General features: G+C 72.2%; 20 protein-coding genes. 11 read left to right on the forward strand and 9 right to left on the reverse strand.

Annotated features, from left to right (window positions below; translation table 11 throughout):
• Positions 1–163: 163 nt before the first annotated feature.
• The 4 genes from PIJ49_RS15070 to PIJ49_RS15085 all read left to right on the forward strand — a co-directional run bounded on the left by PIJ49_RS15070 (position 164) and on the right by PIJ49_RS15085 (position 3,316).
• Positions 164–676: a MarR family winged helix-turn-helix transcriptional regulator gene (locus PIJ49_RS15070; protein WP_066651725.1), complete on the forward strand. Its 513-nt coding sequence runs from the start codon at positions 164–166 to the stop codon at positions 674–676.
• Positions 677–797: 121 nt separating this feature from the next.
• Positions 798–1,304 carry a Dps family protein gene (locus tag PIJ49_RS15075; RefSeq protein ID WP_126891959.1) on the forward strand — a complete coding sequence of 169 codons (507 nt, stop codon included), beginning with the start codon at positions 798–800 and terminating at the stop codon, positions 1,302–1,304.
• Positions 1,305–1,314: 10 nt separating this feature from the next.
• Entirely contained in the window at positions 1,315–2,115 is an 801-nt protein-coding gene (locus PIJ49_RS15080; RefSeq protein WP_271826971.1) for an SDR family NAD(P)-dependent oxidoreductase, read from the forward strand.
• 7 nt (positions 2,116–2,122) lie between these two features.
• The gene (locus tag PIJ49_RS15085; protein WP_271826972.1) at positions 2,123–3,316 is read left to right on the forward strand and encodes an NAD(P)/FAD-dependent oxidoreductase; all 1,194 of its coding nucleotides are present in this window, start codon (positions 2,123–2,125) and stop codon (positions 3,314–3,316) included.
• A gap of 95 nt (positions 3,317–3,411) precedes the next feature.
• On the opposite strand, the gene PIJ49_RS15090 is transcribed toward PIJ49_RS15085, so the two are convergent.
• The 4 genes from PIJ49_RS15090 to PIJ49_RS15105 form a co-directional block, all read right to left on the reverse strand.
• Positions 3,412–4,509, reverse strand: a complete 1,098-nt coding sequence (locus tag PIJ49_RS15090; RefSeq protein ID WP_251154204.1) for an alpha/beta fold hydrolase — start codon at positions 4,507–4,509, stop codon at positions 3,412–3,414.
• A gap of 41 nt (positions 4,510–4,550) precedes the next feature.
• Positions 4,551–5,426, reverse strand: coding sequence for an SMP-30/gluconolactonase/LRE family protein (locus tag PIJ49_RS15095; RefSeq protein ID WP_271826973.1), 876 nt, complete (start codon positions 5,424–5,426; stop codon positions 4,551–4,553).
• A gap of 254 nt (positions 5,427–5,680) precedes the next feature.
• On the reverse strand, positions 5,681–6,514 hold the full coding sequence (locus PIJ49_RS15100) for a DUF1206 domain-containing protein (protein ID WP_271826974.1): 834 nt from the start codon (positions 6,512–6,514) through the stop codon (positions 5,681–5,683).
• Between the two features lie 115 nt (positions 6,515–6,629).
• Complete coding sequence (locus tag PIJ49_RS15105) at positions 6,630–7,796, reverse strand: RtcB family protein (protein ID WP_271826975.1); 1,167 nt, start codon at positions 7,794–7,796, stop codon at positions 6,630–6,632.
• Between the two features lie 530 nt (positions 7,797–8,326).
• Between PIJ49_RS15105 and PIJ49_RS15110 the strand changes: the two genes are divergently transcribed.
• Complete coding sequence (locus tag PIJ49_RS15110; RefSeq protein WP_066651704.1) at positions 8,327–10,144, forward strand: glycoside hydrolase family 15 protein; 1,818 nt, start codon at positions 8,327–8,329, stop codon at positions 10,142–10,144.
• Positions 10,145–10,208: 64 nt separating this feature from the next.
• Here PIJ49_RS15110 and PIJ49_RS15115 read toward each other — a convergent pair whose 3' ends face one another.
• Positions 10,209–11,270, reverse strand: a complete 1,062-nt coding sequence (locus PIJ49_RS15115) for a sodium:calcium antiporter (protein ID WP_271826976.1) — start codon at positions 11,268–11,270, stop codon at positions 10,209–10,211.
• A gap of 127 nt (positions 11,271–11,397) precedes the next feature.
• Here PIJ49_RS15115 and PIJ49_RS15120 point away from each other — a divergent pair, with 127 nt between their 5' ends.
• Positions 11,398–12,000, forward strand: a complete 603-nt coding sequence (locus tag PIJ49_RS15120) for a DnaJ family domain-containing protein (RefSeq protein WP_209684288.1) — start codon at positions 11,398–11,400, stop codon at positions 11,998–12,000.
• A 205-nt stretch (positions 12,001–12,205) separates the two neighbouring features.
• Here the strand turns inward: PIJ49_RS15120 and PIJ49_RS15125 are convergent, their stop codons facing one another.
• Positions 12,206–12,892, reverse strand: coding sequence for an ABC transporter substrate-binding protein (locus PIJ49_RS15125; RefSeq protein WP_271826977.1), 687 nt, complete (start codon positions 12,890–12,892; stop codon positions 12,206–12,208).
• Between the two features lie 206 nt (positions 12,893–13,098).
• On the opposite strand from PIJ49_RS15125, the gene PIJ49_RS15130 reads away from it, so the two are divergent.
• The 4 genes from PIJ49_RS15130 (at position 13,099) to PIJ49_RS15145 (ending at position 17,958) form a co-directional block, all read left to right on the forward strand.
• Positions 13,099–15,570, forward strand: a complete 2,472-nt coding sequence (locus PIJ49_RS15130) for a phosphoketolase family protein (RefSeq protein WP_209684292.1) — start codon at positions 13,099–13,101, stop codon at positions 15,568–15,570.
• A 376-nt stretch (positions 15,571–15,946) separates the two neighbouring features.
• Positions 15,947–16,630: a fumarylacetoacetate hydrolase family protein gene (locus PIJ49_RS15135; RefSeq protein ID WP_271826978.1), complete on the forward strand. Its 684-nt coding sequence runs from the start codon at positions 15,947–15,949 to the stop codon at positions 16,628–16,630.
• A 178-nt stretch (positions 16,631–16,808) separates the two neighbouring features.
• Entirely contained in the window at positions 16,809–17,774 is a 966-nt protein-coding gene (locus PIJ49_RS15140) for a sugar phosphate isomerase/epimerase family protein (protein ID WP_271826979.1), read from the forward strand.
• A gap of 10 nt (positions 17,775–17,784) precedes the next feature.
• The gene (locus PIJ49_RS15145; protein WP_158407720.1) at positions 17,785–17,958 is read left to right on the forward strand and encodes a hypothetical protein; all 174 of its coding nucleotides are present in this window, start codon (positions 17,785–17,787) and stop codon (positions 17,956–17,958) included.
• 306 nt (positions 17,959–18,264) lie between these two features.
• On the opposite strand, the gene PIJ49_RS15150 is transcribed toward PIJ49_RS15145, so the two are convergent.
• The 3 genes from PIJ49_RS15150 to PIJ49_RS15160 all read right to left on the reverse strand — a co-directional run bounded on the left by PIJ49_RS15150 (position 18,265) and on the right by PIJ49_RS15160 (position 22,316).
• On the reverse strand, positions 18,265–20,787 hold the full coding sequence (locus PIJ49_RS15150) for an ATP-dependent DNA ligase (RefSeq protein WP_271826980.1): 2,523 nt from the start codon (positions 20,785–20,787) through the stop codon (positions 18,265–18,267).
• Complete coding sequence (locus PIJ49_RS15155) at positions 20,784–21,674, reverse strand: SDR family oxidoreductase (RefSeq protein WP_271826981.1); 891 nt, start codon at positions 21,672–21,674, stop codon at positions 20,784–20,786. The genes PIJ49_RS15150 and PIJ49_RS15155 overlap by 4 nt, the downstream gene beginning before the upstream one ends.
• Before the next feature lie 99 nt (positions 21,675–21,773).
• A complete protein-coding gene (locus tag PIJ49_RS15160; protein WP_271826982.1) occupies positions 21,774–22,316 on the reverse strand; it encodes a hypothetical protein in 543 nt (180 codons plus the stop codon).
• Between the two features lie 92 nt (positions 22,317–22,408).
• On the opposite strand from PIJ49_RS15160, the gene ku reads away from it, so the two are divergent.
• Positions 22,409–23,464 carry a non-homologous end joining protein Ku gene (gene ku / locus PIJ49_RS15165; RefSeq protein ID WP_066651683.1) on the forward strand — a complete coding sequence of 352 codons (1,056 nt, stop codon included), beginning with the start codon at positions 22,409–22,411 and terminating at the stop codon, positions 23,462–23,464.
• Positions 23,465–23,482 lie beyond the last annotated feature (18 nt).

Genomic DNA, 23,482 nt, shown 5'->3' on the forward strand with positions numbered 1-23,482 from the left:
CCCCCCCCCCCCCCCCCCCCCCCCCCCCCCCCCCCCCCCCCCCCCCCCCCCCCCCCCCCCCCCCCCCCCCCCCTCCCCTCCGTCCGGGGCAGCGCCGAGGACTCGTCCACAGCACGCGGATCCGCTAGGCAGGCGAGATACCAGACGGGTTACCCTGAACGGCATGTCGACGCAGGAGATCACGGAGGCGTCGGGGTACTGGTTCCCCGACGACGACGCCACACAGCGCGGCGTCGCCGTGCTGAACGCCCTGCGTCGCTACCGCGCCGCCGAGACCGCGATGCGGCGACGGACCCGCGACTCGATGGGCATGGGCGAGACCGACCTGCTCGCCGTCCGCTACCTGCTGCAGGCACAGCGTGCGGGTCGGATGGTCAAGCCGAAGGACCTGGCCGCCTACCTGAAGATCTCGTCGGCCTCGACGACGATCCTGATCGACCGCCTGGTGAAGTCGGACCACGTCCGCCGCGAGCCGCACCCCACCGACCGTCGCGCACTGGTGATCACCCCCACGACCGAGACCGACGACGAGGTCCGCGCCACCCTCGGGACCATGCACCGGCGGATGATGTCGATCGCCGAGGGGCTGTCCGCCTCCGACGCGCGTGTCGTCGCGACGTTCCTCGAGCGGATGCGCGACGCCGTCGACCAGGTGGACCCCGCGCTCGAGCACTGACCCCGGTGCCGTCCGCGCGTCCGACCACCCCGCGGGGGACGCCAGGGTGCACGCGCACTGGGAACGCCGAGCACGCGACCGCGTAGACCAGAAGGGTCACCGACCGCGAAAGGAGCCGATCATGCACGCATCGGACAAGCTCGCCGCCAACCTCCAGGCCGTCCTGGTGGACCTCGTCGACCTGCACCTGCAGGGCAAGCAGGCCCACTGGAACATCCTCGGACACAACTTCCGCGACCTGCACCTGCAGCTCGACGAGATCGTCGACGCCGCGCGTGAGTTCGCCGACGACACCGCGGAGCGCATGCGCGCCCTCTACGCGATCCCGGACGGCCGCTCGGCCACGGTCGCCGCGGGGACGCACCTCGACGCCTTCCCGGACGGGGAGATCGACACGCACGACGCCATCGACGCGATCACGCTCCGGCTCTACCAGGCCACCGGCACCATGCGCGACGTGCACGACGAGGTCGACGACGAGGACCCGACGACCGCGGACCTGCTCCACGGCTTCATCGAGCGCCTCGAGCAGCTCGCCTGGATGGTCTCGGCCGAGAACCGCGAGCCGCGCACGCCGCTCGCCGCCGCCACGACCCCGGCCGTCGCCGAGGCCTCCGAGCACGAGTAGGGGACGCGACGTGGACCTCGGCATCACCGGCAAGGTCGCGCTCGTCTTCGGTGGCGACTCCGGCATCGGCTGGAACACGGCTCGCATCCTCCTGGCGGAGGGTGCGACCGTGGTCGTCACCGACCTCGACCAGGGACGACTCGACACGAGCGCCGACCAGCTCGAGGCGCCGCACGGCAAGCTCTTCGCCTTCGCCGCGGACGTGACGGAGGCCGAGTCCCTCGCCGCGCTGCACGGCAAGGTGCGCGACGCCGTCGGCGAGATCGACATCCTCGTGCAGTCCTCGGGCATCACCGGTGCGCAGGGCATGTTCCACGAGATCGACGAGCAGGGCTGGCTCGACACCATCGACGTCGACCTGATGGGCCCGGTGCGGATCACGCGGGAGTTCATCGGCGACCTCCGGAAGGGCGGCTGGGGTCGCATCGTCTACCTCGTGTCCGAGGACGCCTCGCAGCCCTACGACGACGAGCTCCCCTACTGTGCCGCGAAGGCCGGTGTCCTGTCGTTCGCGAAGGGCCTGTCGCGGTCGTACGCGTCCGAGGGCCTGCTCGTGAACACCGTGAGCCCGGCCTTCATCCACACCCCGATGACCGACGCCATGATGGACAAGCGCGCGAAGCAGCTCGGGACCTCGTTCGACGAGGCGATCTCGAGCTTCCTCGACGAGCAGCGTCCGTACATGGAGCTCGGCCGCCGCGGGGAGCCCGAGGAGGTCGCGAACGTCGTCGCCTTCCTCTGCTCCGACCTGGCGAGCTTCGTCAACGGGTCGAACTACCGGGTCGACTCCGGCTCGGTCGCCACCATCTAGGAGGACCATGAGCGACTTCCGCTACCTGATCGTCGGAGGCGGGATGGTCGCCGACGCTGCCGCCCGCGGGATCCGCGAGATCGACGCCGACGGCTCGATCGGCATCGTCAGCGAGGAGACCGACCGTCCGTACGCCCGTCCGGCCCTGTCGAAGAAGCTCTGGACCGACCCGGACTTCAGCTGGGACGAGAAGGTCGACCTGCACACCGAGGAGACCGGGGCGACGTTCGTGCTCGGGACCGTCGTGACGGCGATCGACCGCGAGGCGGGGACCGTCACGACGGACGACGGCCAGACCCACGGCTACGAGCGCCTGCTGCTCGCGACCGGTGGGAAACCGCGCAGCCTGCCCGGCCTGTCGCCCTCGTCGCGGGTCCTCGACTTCCGCAGCGCGGACGACTACCGCCGACTCCGCGCCCTCGCGGACGCCGGAGCGCACGTCGCCGTCGTCGGCGGCAGCTACATCGGCACCGAGATCGCCGCGGGCATCGTGCAGAACGGCGCCCGGGTGACCCTGGTGACGCCTGACGAGGTCCTCGGCGGGCACATGTTCCCGCACGACCTCGCCCGGGCCTTCCAGCAGCGCTTCGTCGACCACGGCGTCGAGCTCCGCACCGGACGACGGGTCGACCAGGGCACGGAGTCGGAGGGCGGCGTCAGCCTCACGCTCGACGACGGGTCGGTCCTCGAGGCCGACGCGGTCGTGGCCGGACTCGGCATCGAGCCGCAGACGCAGCTCGCCGCCGACGCGGGTCTGACCGTGCGCGACGGCATCGTGGTGTCGTCGACGCTGGTGACGGACGACGAGTCGGTGTTCGCCGCCGGCGACGTCGCCGAGTACCCGGACCGCATCCTCGGCACGCGCCGGGTCGAGCACGTCGACAACGCGAAGCAGCAGGGCCGGCAGGCAGGCCGGAACCTCGCGGACGCGGACGAGACGTACGACCACACGCCGATGTTCTACTCGAACGTCTTCGACACGGGGTACGAGGCCGTCGGCCAGGTGTCCACCGAGCTGCAGACCGTCGAGGACTGGCAGGAGCCGCTCACCACCGGCGTCGTCTACTACCTGGACGACGACGACACGGTCCGCGGGGTCCTGCTCTGGAACGTCTCCGACAAGACGGACGAGGCCCGCGGGGTGCTCGCCGACGCCAACGGGCTCACCCGGGACATGCTGCCGGGCCGCATCACGCCGTGACCCGCGGATCCTGACGCCGGCGGCCTGGAGGCGCGGCCCGACCTGACGGGGTCGGGTCGCGCCTCCAGGCCGTCGCCGTGTTCGCGGTGCCCGGGTCAGGACCGGTCGCGCACCTCGGGTGCGACGTCGTCGACCACCTCGCGGCGGTCGTCCGGGTCCACGGGGATGCCGTCGCCGTCGGCCATCGCGACCGCGTGCGCGGACTTCGCCCGCTCCAGCTGCTCGTCGTCGCCCTTCGCCATGCCGAAGAGCTCGATGAAGCGCGACTTCACGACCAGCCAGGCATCCTTCGGACCCAGCCGGGCCAGGTCGGACGAGGTCGTGTCGTCGCGCACCCGCTGCAGCGAGCCGACGCCACGGTCGGTGATCTGCCCGTCGACGAGGGCCACCGCGAGGCGGGCCACCGCGTCCGCCTGCGCGTGCATGACCGAGTGGGCGCCGCCGACCACCTCGCGCAGGACCGCGTGCGGGAACACCCGGGCGAGGGACCGCACCCAGTCACGGGGCACCATCGCGTCGTGCTCACCGCGGACGATCAGGGTGCGCGCCCGCACCTCGGCGGCGCGGTCCTCGATCGGGAACGCGATCATCTCCGGCAGCACCTTCCGGAACCAGTGCCAGCCGCAGAGCGCGTAGGCGGTGACCCCGTGCCAGCGGACGGCCGCGGGCTCGTGCAGCGCCGACCGCAGGAAGCGGAGCGCCGAGATCGGGATGCTCCGGGCGCGGCTGTCGACGACCGGACTGATGAGCACGAGGTCGCGGATGTGCGGGTTGCGCGCGGCGACCTCGGTGACGACCTGGGTGCCCATCGAGTGCCCGACGAGCACCGGGTCCTCGAGCCGCAGCTCGCGGATGACCTGCTCGACCGCGTCGGCGTAGCGCTCGATCGACACGGCACCACGGAAGCGCGGGACCCCGGCGAAGCCCGGCAGGTCGAGGGCGTGCACCGGGCCGTTCTCGTTGAGGTGCGGCGCGAGCCGCTCGTAGTAGGTGGCGGCGATGCCCAGACCGGCGACGAGGACGAACGCACGGTCGCCCGGCTGCCCGATCGAGCTCACCCGGACGTAGGTGCCGTCGACGGCGATCCGGTCGACCTCGACCTGCACGTCGGCGTCCTCGGCACGCGCGAGCGCACCGGCGGGGTCGGGTGCGGGCGGCGGGGTCCGGTCGTCCTGGTCGTCCTGTTCGGTCACGGGGCCTCCTGGGATCGGCGACCTCCCACCGTACCCGCCGTTCAGCCGCCGAACGCGGAAGCGGGCGCGCCGTGCACCCGGGTGGGGACCGCGAACACCGCCCCGGAGTGCGGGTACTGCTCGAGCTGTTCCTCGGTGCTGTTCTCGCGCGCCGTGGCGACGAAGAGCGTCGACGCGTCCGGTCCGCCGAAGGCCACGGAGGTCACGTTCGGCGCGGGCACCTCGACGGTCTCGAGGTGTCGGCCCTCGGCGTCCCAGCGCTCCACCCGGCCGGCGCCGTAGACCGCCGTCCAGAAGCAGCCCTCGTCGTCGCGGACCAGCCCGTCGTGTGCGGCGCCGCTGACGAAGGGCTCGAGTTCGCCGAGCACGCCGTCGGGGCCGTACGAGCCGCGGTAGATCGTCGAGGTGCTCGTGTCCGTGACGTACATCACGCTGCCGTCCGCCGACCACTCGATGCCGTTGGTCACGCCGAAGCCCCCGCGGAGCACGCGCGTCGTACCGTCGGGCTCGACCGAGTACAGCGCTCCGGCCGGGTCCTGGTCGGAGAGGTCCATGCTGCCGACGAGGAACCGACCGAAGGGGTCGCACTTGCCCTCGTTGAACCGCATCTCGGCGGTCGCGTGCTGCACCCGCACCAGCTCGCGCTCGACGACGCCGCGCTCGTCGGTGAGCACGACCGTGTCGCCCAGGGCCGCGACGAACCCGCCGGCGGCGCGTGGCTGGAAGCTCGCCAGGGGCGGCGGCAGTGCGACGCTCGACTCCACCGTGCCGTCCGCGCGGGCGGTGGTGAGCAGGCCCAGGGTGATGTCGGTCCAGCGGAGCCGCTCGGCGGTCGGGTCCCAGACGATGCTCTCGGCGAGGACCGCCTGCTCGTCGCAGAAGACGGTCACGGGCCCGGTCACGGCGTCGGTGTGCATGCGTCCCGTCTACCGGGGCCGGCGTGCACGACCTGCCAGCGAGATGCGGCGGACTCGGTCGGACCGCGGGGGCCGGAGACCGCCCGAGACACCGGCGTCGGACGGAGACGCCTTCATCCCGGCGAGACGCCGTCGGATCCGGCGGCGCCTCGACGACTCGGGTGCGTCCGGTACCGACGCCGGCGTCTCACAGCGGTCCACACGGACCGACGCCGGCGTCTCGCGCGAACCGCACCGACCGACGCGGGCTCGGGTCAGAGGCGCGCGAACCGGGCGCGGAAGAAGCTGTAGACGCCGTACGCCAGGAACCCGATGCCGACCGCGACGAGCACCACCGATCCGGCGGGCAGGTCGCGCAGCGCGTCGAACGCCCCGTCGAGCCCCGTCGCCTGGTCCGGGTCGCTCCGGACGCCGGCGACGACGATCAGCACCCCGACGACCGCGACGGCGATCCCCTTGCCGACGTACCCGACGGTCCCGAGCACGGTCACGGCACGGTCGAGGGGCTGCCGCGGCCGGACGAGCTGCTTCCAGAAGGAGCGACGGCACCCCTGCACGACCAGGGCCGCACCGATCGCGATCGCCACGGCACCGACGGCGATCAGCAGGAACACCCCGCCGGGCGTCGCGAGGGCCTGGGCCGCCGCGCTCCGGGTCGACCCGCTGGAGCTCGTGCCGGCCCCGAGCGCGAACGACCCGGCCGAGTACGAGACGACGCCGTAGACGACCGCCTTGCCGAGGTCCTTCGCCCGTGCCGCCCACCCGCGGGCGCTGTCGGACCGGCCGCCGACGACCGCCTCGAGCAGGAGCCGCAGGGCCAGCGCCGCGGTGCCGACGGCGACGACCCAGAGCAGGGCCACGCCTCCGGGGACCTCGGCGAGCTGCCGCAGCGCTCCGGACTGGTCCGTCTCGCTGCCCCCGGACGCGTTCCCGATCCCGAGGAGCACGACGAGGTACCCGATCAGCAGGTGGACCACACCGCTGCCGACGTACCCGGCCCGCGCCGTCAGCTCGAACCACCTGCTGTCGGCGACACGCTTCGCCTGTCGTCCGGTCTCGCGTGCTGCTCGTTCCGCCTGGTCGCTCATCCCTCCGAGCGTGCCCGACGCACGGACCGCTGTCCGCAGCGGAGCGCACCGCGTGTCGGGACGAAGGCCGGACGGGAGGCGCGTGGCGGACGGCCACGCGCCTCCCCGTCCGGTGTCAGTCGCCCTTGACGTTGACGACCTGCCGCAGCGTGTGCCGGACCGTCACCAGGTCGACGGCATCCGCCATGACCCGGTCGATGGGCTTGTAGGCCGCGGGGATCTCGTCGAGGAACGCGTCCGTGTCGCGGTACTCGATCCCCGCCATCGCCTCGCGCAGCTGCTCGTGGGTGAAGGTCCGCCGGGCAGAGGACCGCGAGAACAGCCGACCGGCGCCGTGCGGCGAGGACTCGAGCGACGGCTTGTCACCGAGCCCCTCGACGACGTAGGAAGCGGTCCCCATCGATCCCGGGATGAGACCGGGCTGCCCCGCCTTCGCCTGGATGGCACCCTTCCGGGACACCCACACGCTCTTGCCCCAGTGCGTCTCACGCTGGGTGAAGTTGTGGTGGCAGTTGATCCGCTCCTGCTCGTCCGCCGGCTGACCGAGCACCTCGGACAGCTGCCGGACGACACGGTCCATCATCTCCTCGCGGTTGAGGAGCGCGAAGTGCTGCGCCCACCGGAGCTCGGCGATGTAGCGGTCGAACTCCGGGGTGCCCTCGACGAGGTAGGCCAGGTCGGGGTCCGGCAGCTCGATCCACCAGCGCTGCATCATCCGCTTGGCGACGGCGATGTGCCGCTGGGCGATCTTGTTGCCGACGCCGCGCGACCCGGAGTGCAGGAAGAGCCAGACCCGGTCCTGCTCGTCGAGCGAGACCTCGATGAAGTGGTTGCCCGAACCGAGCGTGCCGAGCTGGTTCCGCCAGCCGCCGTGTGCTCCGGCCGGGTCGAACCCGGCGGCCGCGGCCATCGCCTCGAGCTCGGCGATCCGCGGCTCGGCGGTGGCGACGACCTTCCGGTTCGACGCCCCGGCGGACAGCGGGACCGCGCGCTCGATCTGCTCACGGAGGGGCTGCAGGTCGGCGGGCAGGTCCGCGGCAGCGAACTGCGTGCGCACCGCGATCATGCCGCAGCCGATGTCGACACCGACGGCCGCCGGCATGACGGCGCCGAGGGTCGGGATCACGGAGCCGACGGTGGCGCCGAGACCGAGGTGCGCGTCGGGCATCAGCGCGAGGTGCGGGAACACGAACGGCATCCGGGCCGTCGTGCGGGCCTGCTGCTCGGTGTTCTCCTCGAGCATCGAGGCCCAGCTGAGCAATCGGTCGTTGATCTTCTCCACGGTGTTCGTCCTTCGTCGTGACGGTCATCGACGGCCGGGCGGCCGTCGTGGTGACGGCCGGGCGGCCGTCGTGGTGACGGCCGGGCGGCCGTCGTGGTGACGGTCCGGGGCGGACGGATCCTGCGCCTCCGGCTCGGTGCAGTGCACCTGTGGAGGAACGACGGGAGGGACGCCCCGGGCCGGGTGGGCACGGGACGTCGGGGGACGGCGCGTGCCTACGTGGGTTCGCGGAGGGACGGGTTCGCGTACTGCACCGCGGGCAGCACGACGAGCGCATCGAGCTGGCGCTCGAGGCGGCTGCTGTGCTGCTGGGCGTGCATCGCGGTCCCTCCGTGGGTGCCCGGGGCGGGCGATCCTGCCCGACGGGCAGGAGGACCGACAGTAGTGCGACACGCCCGGGCCGCACAACTCACCCGGGCGTGTCGCGGTTCTCTCAGCCGTTCCTGCACGGTCGGGAGGCACACCACGACCGTCCACAGCGGGGTACGCCCGGCTGATGGTCGCCCCGCCGGGCCGGGCAGGCTGGTGGTATGACCGAACGGACCCGCGACACCCCCGACGCGAACGACAACGAGGAGCGCACCGACGGCTACGTGCCGCTCCGCTCCTACGGAGCCATCGGTGACGGCCGCACGGTCGCGCTCGTCGCACGCGACGGCCGGATCGACTGGCTACCGATCCCCTCGATGGACTCCCCACCGGTCTTCGCGAGCATCCTCGACGCCGAGCACGGGGGGCACATCGCACTCCGTCCCACCGGCGACGCCAGCGTCGAGCGCGAGTACCTGCCGGGCACGAACGTGCTCGTCACGACGTGGACGACCGACAGCGGGTCCTGCACGGTCACGGACGCGATGGTCACCGGCGTCGCCGGTCGGCTGCCGTGGGCCGAGATCGGCCGCTGCGTACAGGGTGTCTCCGGCACCGTCGAGATGGAGTGGGCGGTCGTGCCCGGCACCCTGCTGAACACGGCGGAGCCGCGACGCATCGACACGGCCAACGGCACGGTGATCGGTATCGACGGCGTGACCATCGGCATCGTGCAGCACGGCTTCGAGCCCGTGCACGACGACGGGCCTCGGTTCTCCGGACGCTTCACCACGAACGAGGGGTCGAAGTCGATCCTGACGATCGTCGGTACCGAGAACGAGCCGATCTTCATGCCCGAGCCGGAGCGCACGCTCGACGCGGTCGACCGGACGATCGAGAACTGGTCGACCTGGTCGGAGACCTTCTCGTACGACGGCCCGTGGGCCGACGCCGTGCAGCGCAGTGCGCTCGCGCTGAAGCTGCTCATCTACTCGCCCACGGGTGCGATCGCGGCGGCGCCGACGACGAGCCTGCCCGAGGACCGCACGGGCGGCAAGAACTGGGACTACCGGTTCGCCTGGGTCCGCGACCTGTCGTACACCGTGCACGCCCTCACCCGCTTCGGGCTCCGCGAGGAGACGCACGCGGCGGTGTCCTGGGTGATGCGGACCATCGCCGAGCACGACGAGACCATGCCGATCTTCTACGACCTGAACGGCGAGAAGACCGACGGCGTCGAGGAGCGCGACGTCCCCGGGTGGAACGGCATCGGTCCGGTGACGATCGGCAACCGTGCGGGCGACCAGCTGCAGCTCGGTGTCTGGGGTGACGTCTTCGAGATCCTCCGTCAGTACGTCAAGGCGGGCAACGTGCTCGACCGCCAGACCGCGAGCGTGCTCGAGCGGCTCGCGGACGACGCCTGCCACCGATGGCCCGAGCAGGACTCCGGTATGTGGGAGCTCCAGGAGGCGCAGCACTACGTGTCGAGCAAGGTCGGGTGCTGGCAGGCGCTCGACGCTGCGGTGGAGCTCCACGACGCCGGCATGATCGACGGACCGCGCGAGAAGTGGATCGAGAACCGCGAGCTCATCGAGCAGTGGGTCGCCGAACACGGGTGGGACGAGGAGCGCGGGTACTACGTGATGTACCCGGGGTCCGACGCGATCGACACCTCGATCCTGCTGCACGCGATGTCGTCGTTCGACCGCGGCCCGCGCATGGCGTCGACCATCCGCGCGATCGAGGAACAGCTGCAGCACGGCCCCCTGGTCTACCGGTACTCCGGCATGGACCAGGAGGAGTCGCCCTTCGTCGCGTGCTCGTTCTGGCTCGCGGCCGCCATGGCGTGCACCGGTCGGGTGGACGATGCCCGTTCCCTGATGGACGACATGGTGGCGCAGGCGAACGACGTCGGCCTGTTCAGCGAGATGCTCAGCGCCGAGGACGGGGCGTTCATGGGCAACATCCCGCAGGGGCTGTCCCACCTCGCGCTCATCCAGGCGGCGCTGACGATCGAGGAGGTCGCCGCCGAGTCGTGAACCGGGCGCGGACCCGGTCGGGCGGGTCGGTGGTGCCCGCCCGACCGCGACGGTCGTACGCTGCTCAGCCCAGGGTGATCGCCACGAGGCCGGCGACCCCGACCAGGTAGAGCACGACCACGACGAACGAGTCGACGCCCATGCCGATGATCCGCCGCCCCGGCCGGAACACCAGGCCGACCGCGTAGACCAGCGTCAGCAGCGCGGCGAGGGCCGTCAGGTACACGTCACTCGCGTTCGCCTGCGGCAGCACCGCCTTGCCGGACAGCACCGTGGCGACCAGGAACAGCACCGGCAGGAACGCGTTGCCGCCGAAGATGTCCGACATCGCGAGGTTGTCGTCGCCCTGCCGGACGGCCTGGATGCCGGTGGAGATCTCCGGCAGGCTCGTGGCGAGGGCCAGCACCGTGGCGCCGAAGAGCACCCCGGACAACCCGATCTGCTCCGACGCCGCATCACCCGCACGTTCGAGGACGACACCGGCGACCAGCGTCGCGAGGGCCGACACCGTGAAGACGACCGCCGCCTTCCGTGTGCTCATCCGCGGTGGGTCCTGCTTCCGTGTCCGGTGTCCCGACGCGTGCGGTGACGCGTCGGGCGCCCGGCCGTCCTGGTGCCACGGCAACCCCTTGCCGGCGCGCTGCACGAGCAGGAGCCCGACGACCCAGATGGCTGCGATGAGCACCACGTCCGGTGTGAGTCGTGCGACCACGAGGTCGGGCGGGAGCTGACTGCCGGCCACGACGACGGCGAGCACCGCGACGACGACGACCGCCTCGAGCACGAGGGTCAGCGACGCAGCACGGTGGGTGAGCGGCCGCACCCCCTTGCCCCGTCGGCCGAAGGCGTCGAGGATCGCGATCACGACGGTCTGCAGGGCGATGCCACCGAGGATGTTGCCGGCAGCGACCTCGATGTTGCCGGACAGGCCCGCGCTGACCACGATGGCGATCTCGGGCAGGTTCGTCGCGACGGCCAGGACGATGAGCCCGCCGAGCGCGCTCCCGAGGTGCAGTCGGTCGTCGAGGACGTCGGTGGTCTTCGAGAGCTGGATGCCTGCGACCCAGATCACCGCGGCACCGGCCACGAAGATCACGACGAGCATCCAGAGCGGCAGGGATCCCATGCCCTCACCGTGGCCCCCGACGGCCGCGACCGCTCCGAGGTGTGCGCCGAACGGCTCGACGGCGACCGGCCGGACCCGGACGGCCGCTGAGCACACCGTCGGCGGTGCGGCGCATGATGGACGGGCGATGAACGACGTCGATGCACGGATGGACCGGCTGCGGCGAGCCGCCCGGTACCGGTACCAGCAGCTCGTGGACAGCGAGATCGAACGCGGCTCCCTCGACCCGGACGAGGTCCGCGAGGAACGACGCCTGCTCCGGCTGCAGGACGTCGAACGGCACGCTCGTGCCCGCATCGAGGAGGCCGAGCGCCGCGGGGTCTTCGAGGGGAACCCGTACCACGGCAAACCGCTGCCGGGGAACGACGGACGGCACGACCCCGACTGGTGGATCAAGGCGAAGATCGAGCGTGAGGACATCCGCGGCATCGCCCCGCCGGCGCTGGCGCTGCGGACCGAGGACGCCGAGCTCGACGACCACCTCGACGCGCTCACGACCGAGGACGACGTCCGCGCGGTCCTCGTCGACTTCAACGCCCGCGTCAAGGAGGCCCGACGGCAGCTGCTCGGCGGACCGCCGGTCGTCACGCCGATGCGCGACGTCGACGTCGAGGTGGAGCGGTGGCGCGAGCGGCGGGACGCCCGCCGCGCCGCGGACGAGCGGGCGGCCGCCGACCGTGCGGCTGCGGAGCAGGCGGCACGGCCGCGTCGGTGGTGGCGTCGGGCGTGACCTGGGTAGCACGAGGCGCGCACCGTGTCCTCGTCCGCCGTGCCGGACCGCGGCCGGTGTCGCGGCGCTGGGCCGTGCCTCCAGGCCGACCCGATCGACCGCACCCGCCTGCGCTGCCGGCCCGGACGTGCAGAAGGCGCCGCTCCCGTGGTGGGGAGCGGCGCCTTCTCGTGGTGGTGCCGGTGCGGTGGTGTGCCGCGGGGTGTTACTTGATCTGCGCGGTGATGGTCGCGGTGCCGACGAGCAGCCCGCCCTTGACGGCGTCGGTCTTGAAGGTGCTGTTGAGCAGCTTCGCGGCGTCGTCGGAGACGTGGACGGTGGTGCCGGTCAGGATGGCGTTGTCACCCTCGAGCTGCAGCGGCTTGAGCGTGCCACCGTGCAGCGAGAACAGGTAGGCGTTCGAAGCGGCGACCTCGCCGTTGACGAGGACGTCACCGTAGAGCTTGGACGAGCCCGGGTTCACGACGAAGTTCTCGAGCGTGACCGTGGTGTCGCCGGCCTTGAGGGTCAGACCCGAACCGTTGTGGTTCAGCAGGCCCTGCACGTAGGGGCGGTAGTTGCCGTCCGGGCTCCAGTAGGTGACCGAGCCAGCGGTGATCGGGAACGACACGGAGCCGTCCTCGAGCTTCGCGTCGCCGGAGACGCCCGGGGTCAGCCCGAGGGAGGTGAGGGCGTCGGTGAAGCCCTTGTCGAGTGCGACGGCGGTGTTGCCACCCTTGACCTCGGGGACCGATGCGACCGGGGCGGGGATCTTCGAGGCCTCGGACGAGGAGGAGACCGTCTGCACGTTCGGGGTCGCGGCGTTCGCCGTGCTGATGCCGAACGCGGCACCACCGAGGACGAGGGCGCCGGTGGTGGCGAGGGTGATCGAGGTCTTCATGGACTTGCGCATGAGTGGGTTCCTTCCGTTGTCGCGCTCGGCGCGATTCCCTGTGTGCGCGCCGAACACACCCCGAAGAGGGGTGGAGAACCAGCTACTTGCGGCTGGTGAGCGCTCCGGGTGTTTCCCGGCTGATGCAAGGGATTCGGGGCCCTCGCCCGATCGGATTGGACGAAGTTCCTGGGGAACTCCGGCCCCCTGCTCCGTAGCGTGGAGACATGGCCCCCGTACACATCCCGAGCACCGACCGGATCCGGGCGATCGACGCCTGGTGGCGCGCCGCGAACTACCTCACCGTCGGGCAGATCTACCTCCTCGACAACCCACTGCTCACCCGTCCCATCGACCCGGACGACGTGAAGCCGCGCCTGCTCGGGCACTGGGGCACCTCCCCCGCGCTGAACCTCGTCTACGCGCACTGCAACGCGCTCATCGCCGAGACCGACCGCGACCTCCTCTACGTGTGCGGGCCCGGGCACGGTGGCCCCGCGATGAACGCGAACGCCTGGCTCGAGGGGACCTGGGGCGAGCTGTACCCGGACATCACGCCGGACCCCGAGGGGCTCCGGAAGTTCTTCAAGCAGTTCTCGTTCCCGGGCGGCATCCCGTCCCACGCCGCCCCGGAGACGCCCGGATCCATCCACGAGGGCGGCGAGCTCGGCTACTCGCTCGCGCACGCGTACGGCGCGGCGCTCGACAACCCGGACCTCGTCGTGGCGTGCGTCGTCGGTGACGGCGAGGCCGAGACCGGTCCCCTGTCCGGCTCCTGGCAGGCGCACACCTTCCTCGACCCGGTGTCCGACGGGGCCGTGCTGCCGATCCTCAACCTCAACGGCTGGAAGATCGCGAACCCGACCGTCCTCGCGCGCATCCCCGACGAGGACCTCACCGCGTACTTCCGTGGCCTCGGGTACGAGCCGATCGTCGTCGACTCCGCACGCGTGGACCACGACCCGTTCGCGGTGCACGCGCTGTTCGACGGTGCCCTCCGCCGCGCGCTCGCGAGCATCGACGACATCCAGGCCGCCGCTCGGGCCCAGGCCGAACGGGCCGCAGCCGGACAGCCGGCAGGCGCAGCCGACCTGCGTCCGCGCTGGCCGATGATCGTGCTCCGTACCCCGAAGGGCTGGACCGGCCCGCAGGAGGTCGACGGCGAGCGCGTCGAGGGCACCTTCCGCGCCCACCAGGTCCCGCTGCCGGCCGTGCGCGAGGACGCCGGACACCGCGAGCAGCTCGAGGAGTGGATGCGGAGCTACCGCCCGGACGAGCTGTTCGACGCCGACGGCCAGCCGACCGGGATCCTCACGACCATCCGGCCGCAGGGCGACCTCCGCATGAGCGCCACGCCGCACGCCAACGGCGGGCGCATCCGCACCGCGCTCGACCGTCCGCCGCTCGAGCCGTACGCGGTCCCCGTCGGCGAGGACGCCAGCTCGACCGCGACCCTCGGGCCGTGGCTCGCTGAGCTGACCTCGCGGAACGGGTCGTCCTTCCGCCTGTTCGGTCCCGACGAGACGGTGTCGAACAAGCTCGACGCCGTGTTCGACGTGACCTCCCGGGTGTGGCGTGCCCGTCGCGCGGCCGGTGACGAGCACCTCGGCGCTCGTGGCCGGGTCATCGAGGTCCTGTCGGAGCACCTGCTCGAGGGGATGCTCGAGGGCTACGTGCTCACCGGCCGCCACGGACTGCTCAACACCTACGAGGCGTTCGCGCACATCATCGACTCGATGGTCGGGCAGTACGCGAAGTGGCTCGAGTCGTCGACCGACATCGACTGGCGCGCGCCCGTGTCGAACCTGTCGATCCTGCTGTCGTCGCACGTGTGGCGGCAGGACCACAACGGCTTCTCGCACCAGGACCCGGGCTTCCTCGACGTCGTCGCCTCGAAGCAGCAGGACCTCGTGCGCATCAAGCTCCCGGCGGACGCGAACACCCTGCTCGCCGTGGCAGCGCACGCGTTCGAGACCACGGACCGCATCGAGGTGATCGTCGCCGGGAAGCACCCCGAGCCGGTCTTCCTGTCCCTCGAGGACGCCGTCGCGCACGCGGCTGCCGGGCTCGGCGTCTGGGACTGGGCCGGCACCGAGCAGACGGTCGGACGCGCCGACGTGCTCCTCGCGAGCGCCGGTGACGTGCCGACGGTCGAGGCCGTCGCCGCCGCGGACATCATCCGGAAGCACGCGCCCGAGGTCGGGGTCCGCTTCGTGAACGTCGTGGACCTGCTGTCCCTCGGCGACCCGCGGAAGCACGAGCACCCGGTCAGCGACGAGCGCTACGACGAGGTCTTCCTGCCCGGCACGCCGACGGTGTTCGCCTTCCACGGCTACCCGTCGCTCGTGCACCAGCTGACGTACCGCCGGAACGGCCACGACGACCTGCACGTGCACGGCTTCCTCGAGCAGGGCACCACCACGTCGCCGTTCGACATGCTCATGCTGAACGAGATGGACCGCTTCTCGCTGGCGCACGACGCACTGTCGCGGGTCGACGCCGACGCGCACGCTGACCTGCTCGCGAAGCTCACCGAGGCGCGGGACGCCGCGCGGACCTTCGCCTACTCGAAGGGCGAGGACCACCCGTCGCTGTCGGGCTGGGAGTTCCGAGGGTGGCCGCAGGACGAGCCGACCGACGGCGGGACCGGGGGCGACCCGGGCGCCGGCGAGACGGAGGGCGCGGCACCCGGCAACTGACGTCCCGCGTCTCCTGCACGCTCCTCCTGCACAGCCTGGAGGCGCTGCGAACCGTCCACAGGACCGGTCACGCCCGTCGCGTGGCCGGTCCTGTGCCGTGAGGCTCGGGGCACGGACGTCGGATGGGTGAGCGCGGTGTCACCGACGAACCCGACGACCTGGTCAAGCGACGGCTCGCCAGGGTCGAGCGCGCTGTCGAGATCCTGCTCGCGGACCCGCACTACGGCCCCCTCGTGGAGCCGGAGGGGCGGCTGGAGTTGCTCGAGGACCTCCGGCAGGAGTCGCGGGAGCGCCAGGAGCGGGCACGCGCGCGGGAGCGGCACGATCTCCACGAGGACGCCTCGCTCGCCGGGAGTCGACGTGCCAGGCTGGGCACGTGCAGGACCTCGTCATCTCCGCTCCGGACCAGCCCACGCTGCCGACCACGGCCGGCGGTCGGTTCCCCGTCCGTCGGGTGTACTGCGTCGGTCGCAACTACGCAGCCCACGCCCGGGAGATGGGCCACGACCCTGACCGCGAGCCGCCGTTCTTCTTCACGAAGCCGGCCAGCGCCCTGGTCACCGACGGCGCCGACACCCCCTACCCGCCGGGTACGGACCGTCTCGAGCACGAGGTCGAACTCGTCGTCGCGCTCGGTCGTGGCGGGTCGGACGTCGCCGTGACGGACGCCCTCGACCTGGTGTGGGGCTACGGAGTGGGCATCGACCTGACGCGTCGCGACGTGCAGGCCGAGGCCAAGCGGCTCGGTCGGCCGTGGGACCTGGCGAAGGGCTTCGACGCCTCGGCCCCGGTCGGGACGCTCGTCCCGGCCGCCGGGGTCGACCCGACCACCGGTGCGATCAGCCTCCGCGTGGACGACGCACTGCGACAGTCGGGCGACCTGGCCGACCAGGTCTGGTCGGTCGCCGAGACGATCGCCGAGCTCTCGCGGTGGGTGACCCTCGCCCCGGGTGACCTGCTGTTCACCGGGACCCCGGACGGCGTCGGGCCGCTGCAGCGCGGCCAGGTCGTCACCGGCTTCGTCGCCGAGGTCGGGACGGTGACGACCCGCATCGTCTGACCTCCGGGCGCGGTCGGACGGTGCGCGACCACGCACCGCTGGGAACGTCCGCAGGCCCGAGGCGTACACCGGTCGGTGACGCCGGGGGACCATCGGCGCCAGACCACGGGACACCGCGAGCGTGCTCGACGCCGAGCGCGCCGGGGACGGGTGCGTGTCCCGACCGAGGAGGTGCGCCGTGCAGGAACACGACCTGCTCGCGACGTCCTGGACCTGGGCGGGCGACGAGCCGATCGCCGACCGGGTCCGAGCCGTCGGGGATGCCGGGTTCTCCGGCCTGTCACTGTCGCTCGACGACCTCCACGAGGTGCGGGCGACGACCGGGTTCACGGCACTGCGACGTGCCCTCGACCGAGCCGGGATCGTCTGGGTGCAGCTCGGCCCCCTCGACCGCTGGTGGAGCCACGGCGGACGCTCGACGGACGACGAGGCCGACCGTGGGGTCGTGCTCGAAGCGGCAGCGACCCTCGGCGCCTGGCAGGTCGTCGTCCGTGCCGACACCGGTGTCCACCCGGTCACGCCAGCGGCGATGACCGCGGACTTCGTCGACCTCGCCGCGCAGGCCGAGAAGGTCGGGGGCCGCCTGGTCCTCGAACCGGAGCCCTGGTCGAACCTGCCCACCGTCGAGCGGGCATCGCGCTTCGTCGCCGCGGCCGGCCACCCGAACGCCGGGCTGCTCCTGGACGCCATGCACACGCTCCGCGGCGGCTCCACACTCGCCTCGATCGCCCAGGGCGTCGCGCCGGAGGTGCTCGCCGCGGTGGAGCTCAGCGACGGCCTGCTGCACACCCCGTCCGGACTCACCCTCGCCGAGGAGTCCCGCAGTGCCCGACACCTGCCGGGATCGGGCGCATGGGACCTGCCCGGGCTCGTCCGCGTGCTCCGGGGGCTCGGACACGAGGAGCCCTGGGGTGTCGAGGTCCGGACGGCCGTGCACCGGGCGATGCCCCTGGCCGACGCGCTCCGGACCGCAGTGGCCGCGACCCGGGCCGTGCTCGACGCCGCCGACGCCGCGGACGAGCCCGCTGCCCCGGCGATGCCGACCACGCCTGCCCCGACCTCCGCCGTCGACTTCGACGTCGCCGCACCTCCGCTCGATCGACCGGCACCCCGGACCGACGCGGGTACAGGCGCACCCGCGTAGCGTCGGGCGCATGACGGATCACGCAGCAGACGACGACCTCCTCCGGCGCTCGCAGGAGTCCATCGACGAGGCCAAGGCGGCAGCCGCCGAGGTCGACCTGCCCGAGCAGGAGGACCTGATCGACGAGGACCTGCCCGCCGCGGACACCGCGAAGCCCGCCGACGGTCCCGCGCCGGCCGCCTGAACGGGCCGACCGAGGACCACCGGAGACCGTCCGGGAGCCGAGCTCCCGGACGGTCTCCTCGTGTCCGCAGCGGCTCTGCAGGAAGAAATCCGACGAACGGCGTGACGAACCCCGGAGTCGACCCGTCACACCAGTGGGCCCCGGAACCGTGGGGGTTCCGGACGCCCGGGTTCTGGTGATCCCGGGCCGCGGACGCGCCGTGGTCGACCACCCCTGATCGCCGACCGCGGTGCACCGGCGGCGGTCCGTGCGTCCCCTGATCCGGCGCACGGACCGCCTCCGCCCGCGATCGCCGAGGCCGACCGGTCAGGACTCGCGGACGACGTCCTCGGGCCCCTTGTCCGGCCGCCACCCGCGCCACGACGGCTGTCGGAGCCGACCGTCCGCCGTCCACTCGGCGAACTCGACCTCACCGACCCGACGAGGTGTGACCCAGTGGGCGTCGCGGGCATCCGGGCGAGGGACCTCGACGAACGGCGAGGTCTTCCGCTCCGTCTTCCCGAGGGCCTCCCCGATCTCGTCCAGGTCGCGGTCGCTGAACCCCGTCCCGACCCTGCCGACGTACTCGAGTCCGTCCGGGCCGGGTACGCCCAACAGCAGCGATCCGACGCCACCGGCCCGGCGCCCCCTGCCGGGCCGCCACCCACCGACGACGACCTCCTGCGTGGCGTGGTGCTTGATCTTCACCCAGGCCTCGGAGCGGCGGCCCTCGGCGTACCGCGACGACCGTTTCTTCGCGACGACGCCCTCGAGCCCCCGCTCACGCGACGCCGCCACGGCATGGTCCAGGTCACCGTCGACCGCCTGGGGCACGTCGATCACCCCACCCGGCTCGACGACGGTCAGGAGCGCCTCGCGCCGGGCGTCGTAGCCGAGCCGGGTCAGGTCGTGTCCGTCGGCCTCGAGCACGTCGAAGAGCAGCAGGCGCACGGGTGTCCGGCGCCGAGCGGCCTCGACGTCACGAGCCCCGGTCAGTCCCATGCGGTCCTGCAGCAGGCCGAACGACGGACGCCCGCGCTCGTCCAGCGCCACGACCTCGCCGTCGAAGACCCCGTCGACCCCGGCCCGCTCACCCAGCTCCTGCAGCTCCGGGTACTGCGCGGTCAGGTCGTTGTCGTTGCGGCTGCGCAGGGTGACCCGTCCGTCGCGCACGGTCGCCAGGGCACGGACGCCGTCCCACTTCATCTCGAACGCCCAGGCCGCCGGGTCGAGACGCGGCTCCCCCTGCACGGGGCTCGCGAGCATGGCCCGACGCTCGGCGGGCGACGTCCTCGCGGGCGCGGCACGGCCGATCCGCTGCCGCTCCGCAGCGCTCGGCGTCGGTGTCCGGGAGGCTCGACCCGCATCCGCCTCGCCACCCCCGTCGGCGAGACGGTCCGGTTGGTCCTTCGTGCGGTGGATGAGCCAGTTCTGCTCGTCGCCGTCCTTCCCGCGGCCCCGCCCTCGGGTGTGCAGGAGCGCCAGCCGACGGACGCCGTTCGTGCGGCCGTGCAGCGTGACGATCACCTCTTCGCCGTCGCGCCACTTCTCGAGCTCGTAGGTGCCGTCGTCCCAGATCGTGACGGTCCCCCCGCCGTACTCGGCCTGCGGGATCGTCCCCTCGAACGAGCCGTACTCGAGCGGGTGGTCCTCGGTCTGCACCGCCAGGTGGTTCTTCCCGGGGTCGGTCGGCTCGCCCTTCGGCAGCGCCCAGCTCACGAGCACACCCTCGTGCTCGAGCCGGAAGTCGTAGTGGTCCCGGGTCGCGTGGTGCTCCTGGATGACGAACGTCGGCGTGCCGTCCTTCCGCACGGTCGGTGCGCCCTCGGGCACCGGCTCCGGCGTCCGCGACGCATCGCGCTTCGCGCGGTAGGCCGCGAGGCGGTCGCGAGCCGGTTGCTCTGCCTCGTTCGCACGCTGGGTCCGGTCGCCGTCCCAGTGGCCGTGGTCGGTCCTGCCCACCGCCAGCGAGGCGGAGGCGACCGGGTGCAGGAGGTCGCCGTGGGCCTCCAGGCGGTCGAGGACCTCCTCGAACTCCAGCTGGGCGAACCCGCGCTCCTCGAGCTCCCGCCAGGTCCGCGGCGCGGCGACGGTCGGCCGGTCACGGCCGCGCAGGGAGTACGGCGCGATCGTCGTCTTGTTGCCGTTGTTCTGCGACCAGTCGACGAAGACCTTGCCCCGTCGCTCGGCGCGGCTCATCGAGGACAGCACCAGGTCGGGCAGGTCCTGCTCCAACGCCCGGGCGAGCTCGTGCGCGACGTCGGACACCTGTGCGGTCGTGGCGCGCCCGTCGAGCGCCGCGTACAGGTGGATGCCCTTCGAGCCGCTCGTCACCGGGTACGGGTCGAGCCCCATGCCGTGCAGGATCTCGCGTGCGGCGAGCGCCACCTCGACGCACTCCGGCAGCCCGACACCCTCGCCGGGGTCGAGGTCGAGCACGAGCCGGTCCGGACGTTGCTGCGCGCCGCGGGGACCGAACCGCCACTGCGGGACGTGCAGTTCGAGCGCCGCCTGCTGCGCCGTCCAGACGAGCGTCGGCAGGTCGTCGACGATCGGGTACTCGGTGTCGTGCTCCTTGTGCGCGATCGTGTGGTGACGGACCCAGTCGGGCGCCGAGTCGGGCAGGTTCTTCTCGAAGAAGACCCCGCCGTCCACGCCGTTCGCCCAGCGCTTCCGCGTCACGGGGCGGTCCTTGACGTGCGGGATCATCCACGGCGCCACCCGCTCGTAGTACGCGATGACCTGGCCCTTGGTCGTCCCGGTCGCCGGGTAGAGCACCTTGTCGGTGTTCGTCAGGGCGATCCGACGGTCGCCGACCGTGACGGTGGTCTTCCGGGCGACGGGGCTCACAGCGCGACCCCGGTCGCTCCCGCCACGGTCAGGGTGCTGCCGGACGTGTACGAGGACTCCGGGCCGGCGAGGTGGACGTAGGCGCTGCCGAGCTCGACGGGCTGCGCCGGACGGCCGAAGGGGGTGTCCTGACCGTAGGCGGCGATCTCGTCACCGGGGTAGCTGATCGGCTGCAGCGGCGTCCACACCGGCCCCGGCACGACGCAGTTCGCCCGGATGCCCTTCGCCGCGAGCTGGCGGGCGAGACCGTTCGTGTAGGTGATGATGGCGGACTTCGTGGCGGCGTAGTCGATCATCCGGTCCTGCGGTTGGTACGCGGAGACCGAGCTCGTGGTGACGATCGCGCTGCCGGGAGCCATGTGCGGGACGGCCGCTCGCACCAACCAGAACATCGAGTAGAGGTTGACCTTCATGGTGCGGTCGAAGTCCTCGGTCGACTGCTCGGTCACGTCCTCGTGCACCTGCTGGTGTCCGGCGACGAGCACGAGCGCGTCGAGGCCGCCGAGCTCGCTGACGGCGTCGCGCACGAGGGTGTCGCAGAACGCCTCGTCGGTCAGGTCGCCCGGCAGCAGCACGGCCCTGCGCCCGAGGTCGCCGACGACGTCGCGCACCTGTTCCAGGTCCTCGCGTTCCTCGGGCAGGGCGTTCAACGCGACGTCGGCCCCTTCCTTCGCCATCGCGATCGCGGCAGCTCGCCCGATGCCGGAGTCGGCTCCGGTCACGAGCACCCGGTACCCGGGCATCCGCCCCGTCCCGAGGTAGGTCGTCTCGCCGTGGTCGGGCGCCGGGTCCATCGCGCTGGCCAGCCCGGACCCCTGCTGGGTCTGCGGCGGGAACGGCGGCCGGGCGTACTGCGAACGCGGGTCCTGCTTGTCGAGCTGGCTCATGGGCCCATGGTGCTCGCCGTGGCGGCACGACGGTTCAGGACCGGGCTGTTCCGTGGACGGGTCGTCCTGACACAGGAGCTGTGCAGGGACCGGCGGCCGTCAGGCCGTCGTCCGCACCGGGGCGGCGAGCAGCTGCTCCGCGCCGACCCGGTCGCCGCGTCCCTGCACGAGGGTGCCGACCCCGAGTACGGCCCAGACGACCGCGACACCCCAGTCGCCCGCGGTCCCGGACGCCGCGAGGATCGCCCACAGCGCGGCCAGCCCGACGAACACGCACCCGCTGGTGCGTCGCTGCCGGGCGTCCGCCAGCCACCGTTGCACCCGCGGACGCCAGACCGCGTCCGGGACCTCGGCGGGGACGCGTCCGTCGTCCACCCACCGTCGCGTCGCGACGACGGCGGCACGACCGCCCCGTCGCGCCCAGGACCAGACCTGCAGCGCGGGGAGCACGACCGCCAGCGCGAGGCCGAGCACGACGACCGCGACCCAGGGGACCGGTCGCGGTTGCAGCGCGAAGAACACCGCCGGTGCGACCGCCCCGCCGACCGTCAGGGCGACGAGCTGCCACCACCCCGACGCGCCGATCCGATCGTCGTCCGTCGTCGCCTCGCTGGCCGTCGTCGTCTCGTGGTCCCCCGTCATGTGCGGCACGATACGCCCTCCGGTGTCGTGCGCGGCTGGCGATCCGCCCGGAACTGAGGGCCCGTCGCCGCACTCGCGGGCATCATGTGCCCATGAGGTCGATCTGGAAGGGCTCCATCGCGTTCGGGCTCGTCAACGTGCCCATCAAGGTGTACGCGGCGACCGAGACCCACGACGTCTCCCTGCACCAGGTGCACGACGAGGACAAGGGCCGCATCCGGTACAAGCGCGTGTGCGAGTTCGGCCACGAGGTCGAGTACGCCGACATCCAGCGCGCCTACGACGACGGCGACAAGACCGTCGTGCTGACGTCCGACGACTTCAAGCAGCTCCCCGAGGAGCAGTCGCACGAGATCGAGGTGCTCGAGTTCGTGCCCGTCGACCAGGTCGACCCGATGATGTTCGAGAAGTCGTACTACCTCGAGCCGGACTCCCGCTCGCCGAAGGCCTACGTGCTGCTCCGCGAGACGCTGTCGAAGACCGACCGGCTCGCGATCGTGCAGTTCACCCTGCGGCAGAAGACCCGGCTCGGCGTGCTGCGGGTGAACGAGGACGTCATCCTGCTGCAGGGGCTGCTCTGGGGCGACGAGGTCCGGGCTGCTGACTTCGCGGCCCTCGACGCGTCGGTGAAGGTCAGCGCGAACGAGCTCAAGATGTCGTCCTCGCTCGTCGAGAGCATGTCCGCCGACTTCGACCCGGACCGCTACACGGACTCCTACCAGGAGGAACTGCAGCAGCTCATCGACGCGAAGCTCGAGGCCGGCGACGACGTCGACACCGCGGAGACGTTCGGCGAGCGCTCCGAGGACGAGGAGGACGGCGACGGCGGGGACGTCATCGACCTGATGGCGGCCCTGCGGGCCTCGGTGGACAAGAAGCGGTCCGGCCCGTCGGGGTCGTCGCGGTCCTCGTCACGGTCATCGTCACGGTCCGGAGGCTCTGGGTCGCGCTCGTCGTCCGGCGCACGGTCGTCGTCCGGTTCCGCTGGTGCGGACGACGAGGGGGACGCGGAGGCGGCACCGGCCGAGAAGGCACCGGCAGGCAAGGCGCCGGCGAAGAAGACCCCCGCGAAGAAGACCCCCGCGAAGAAGGCTCCGGCGAAGAAGGCTCCCGCGAAGAAGACCGCTGCGAAGAAGCAGGCCAGCTAGCCGTCGCGTCGGGTCCAC

The organism is Curtobacterium uvaldense (assembly GCF_028307415.1).
Classification (GTDB): domain Bacteria; phylum Actinomycetota; class Actinomycetes; order Actinomycetales; family Microbacteriaceae; genus Curtobacterium.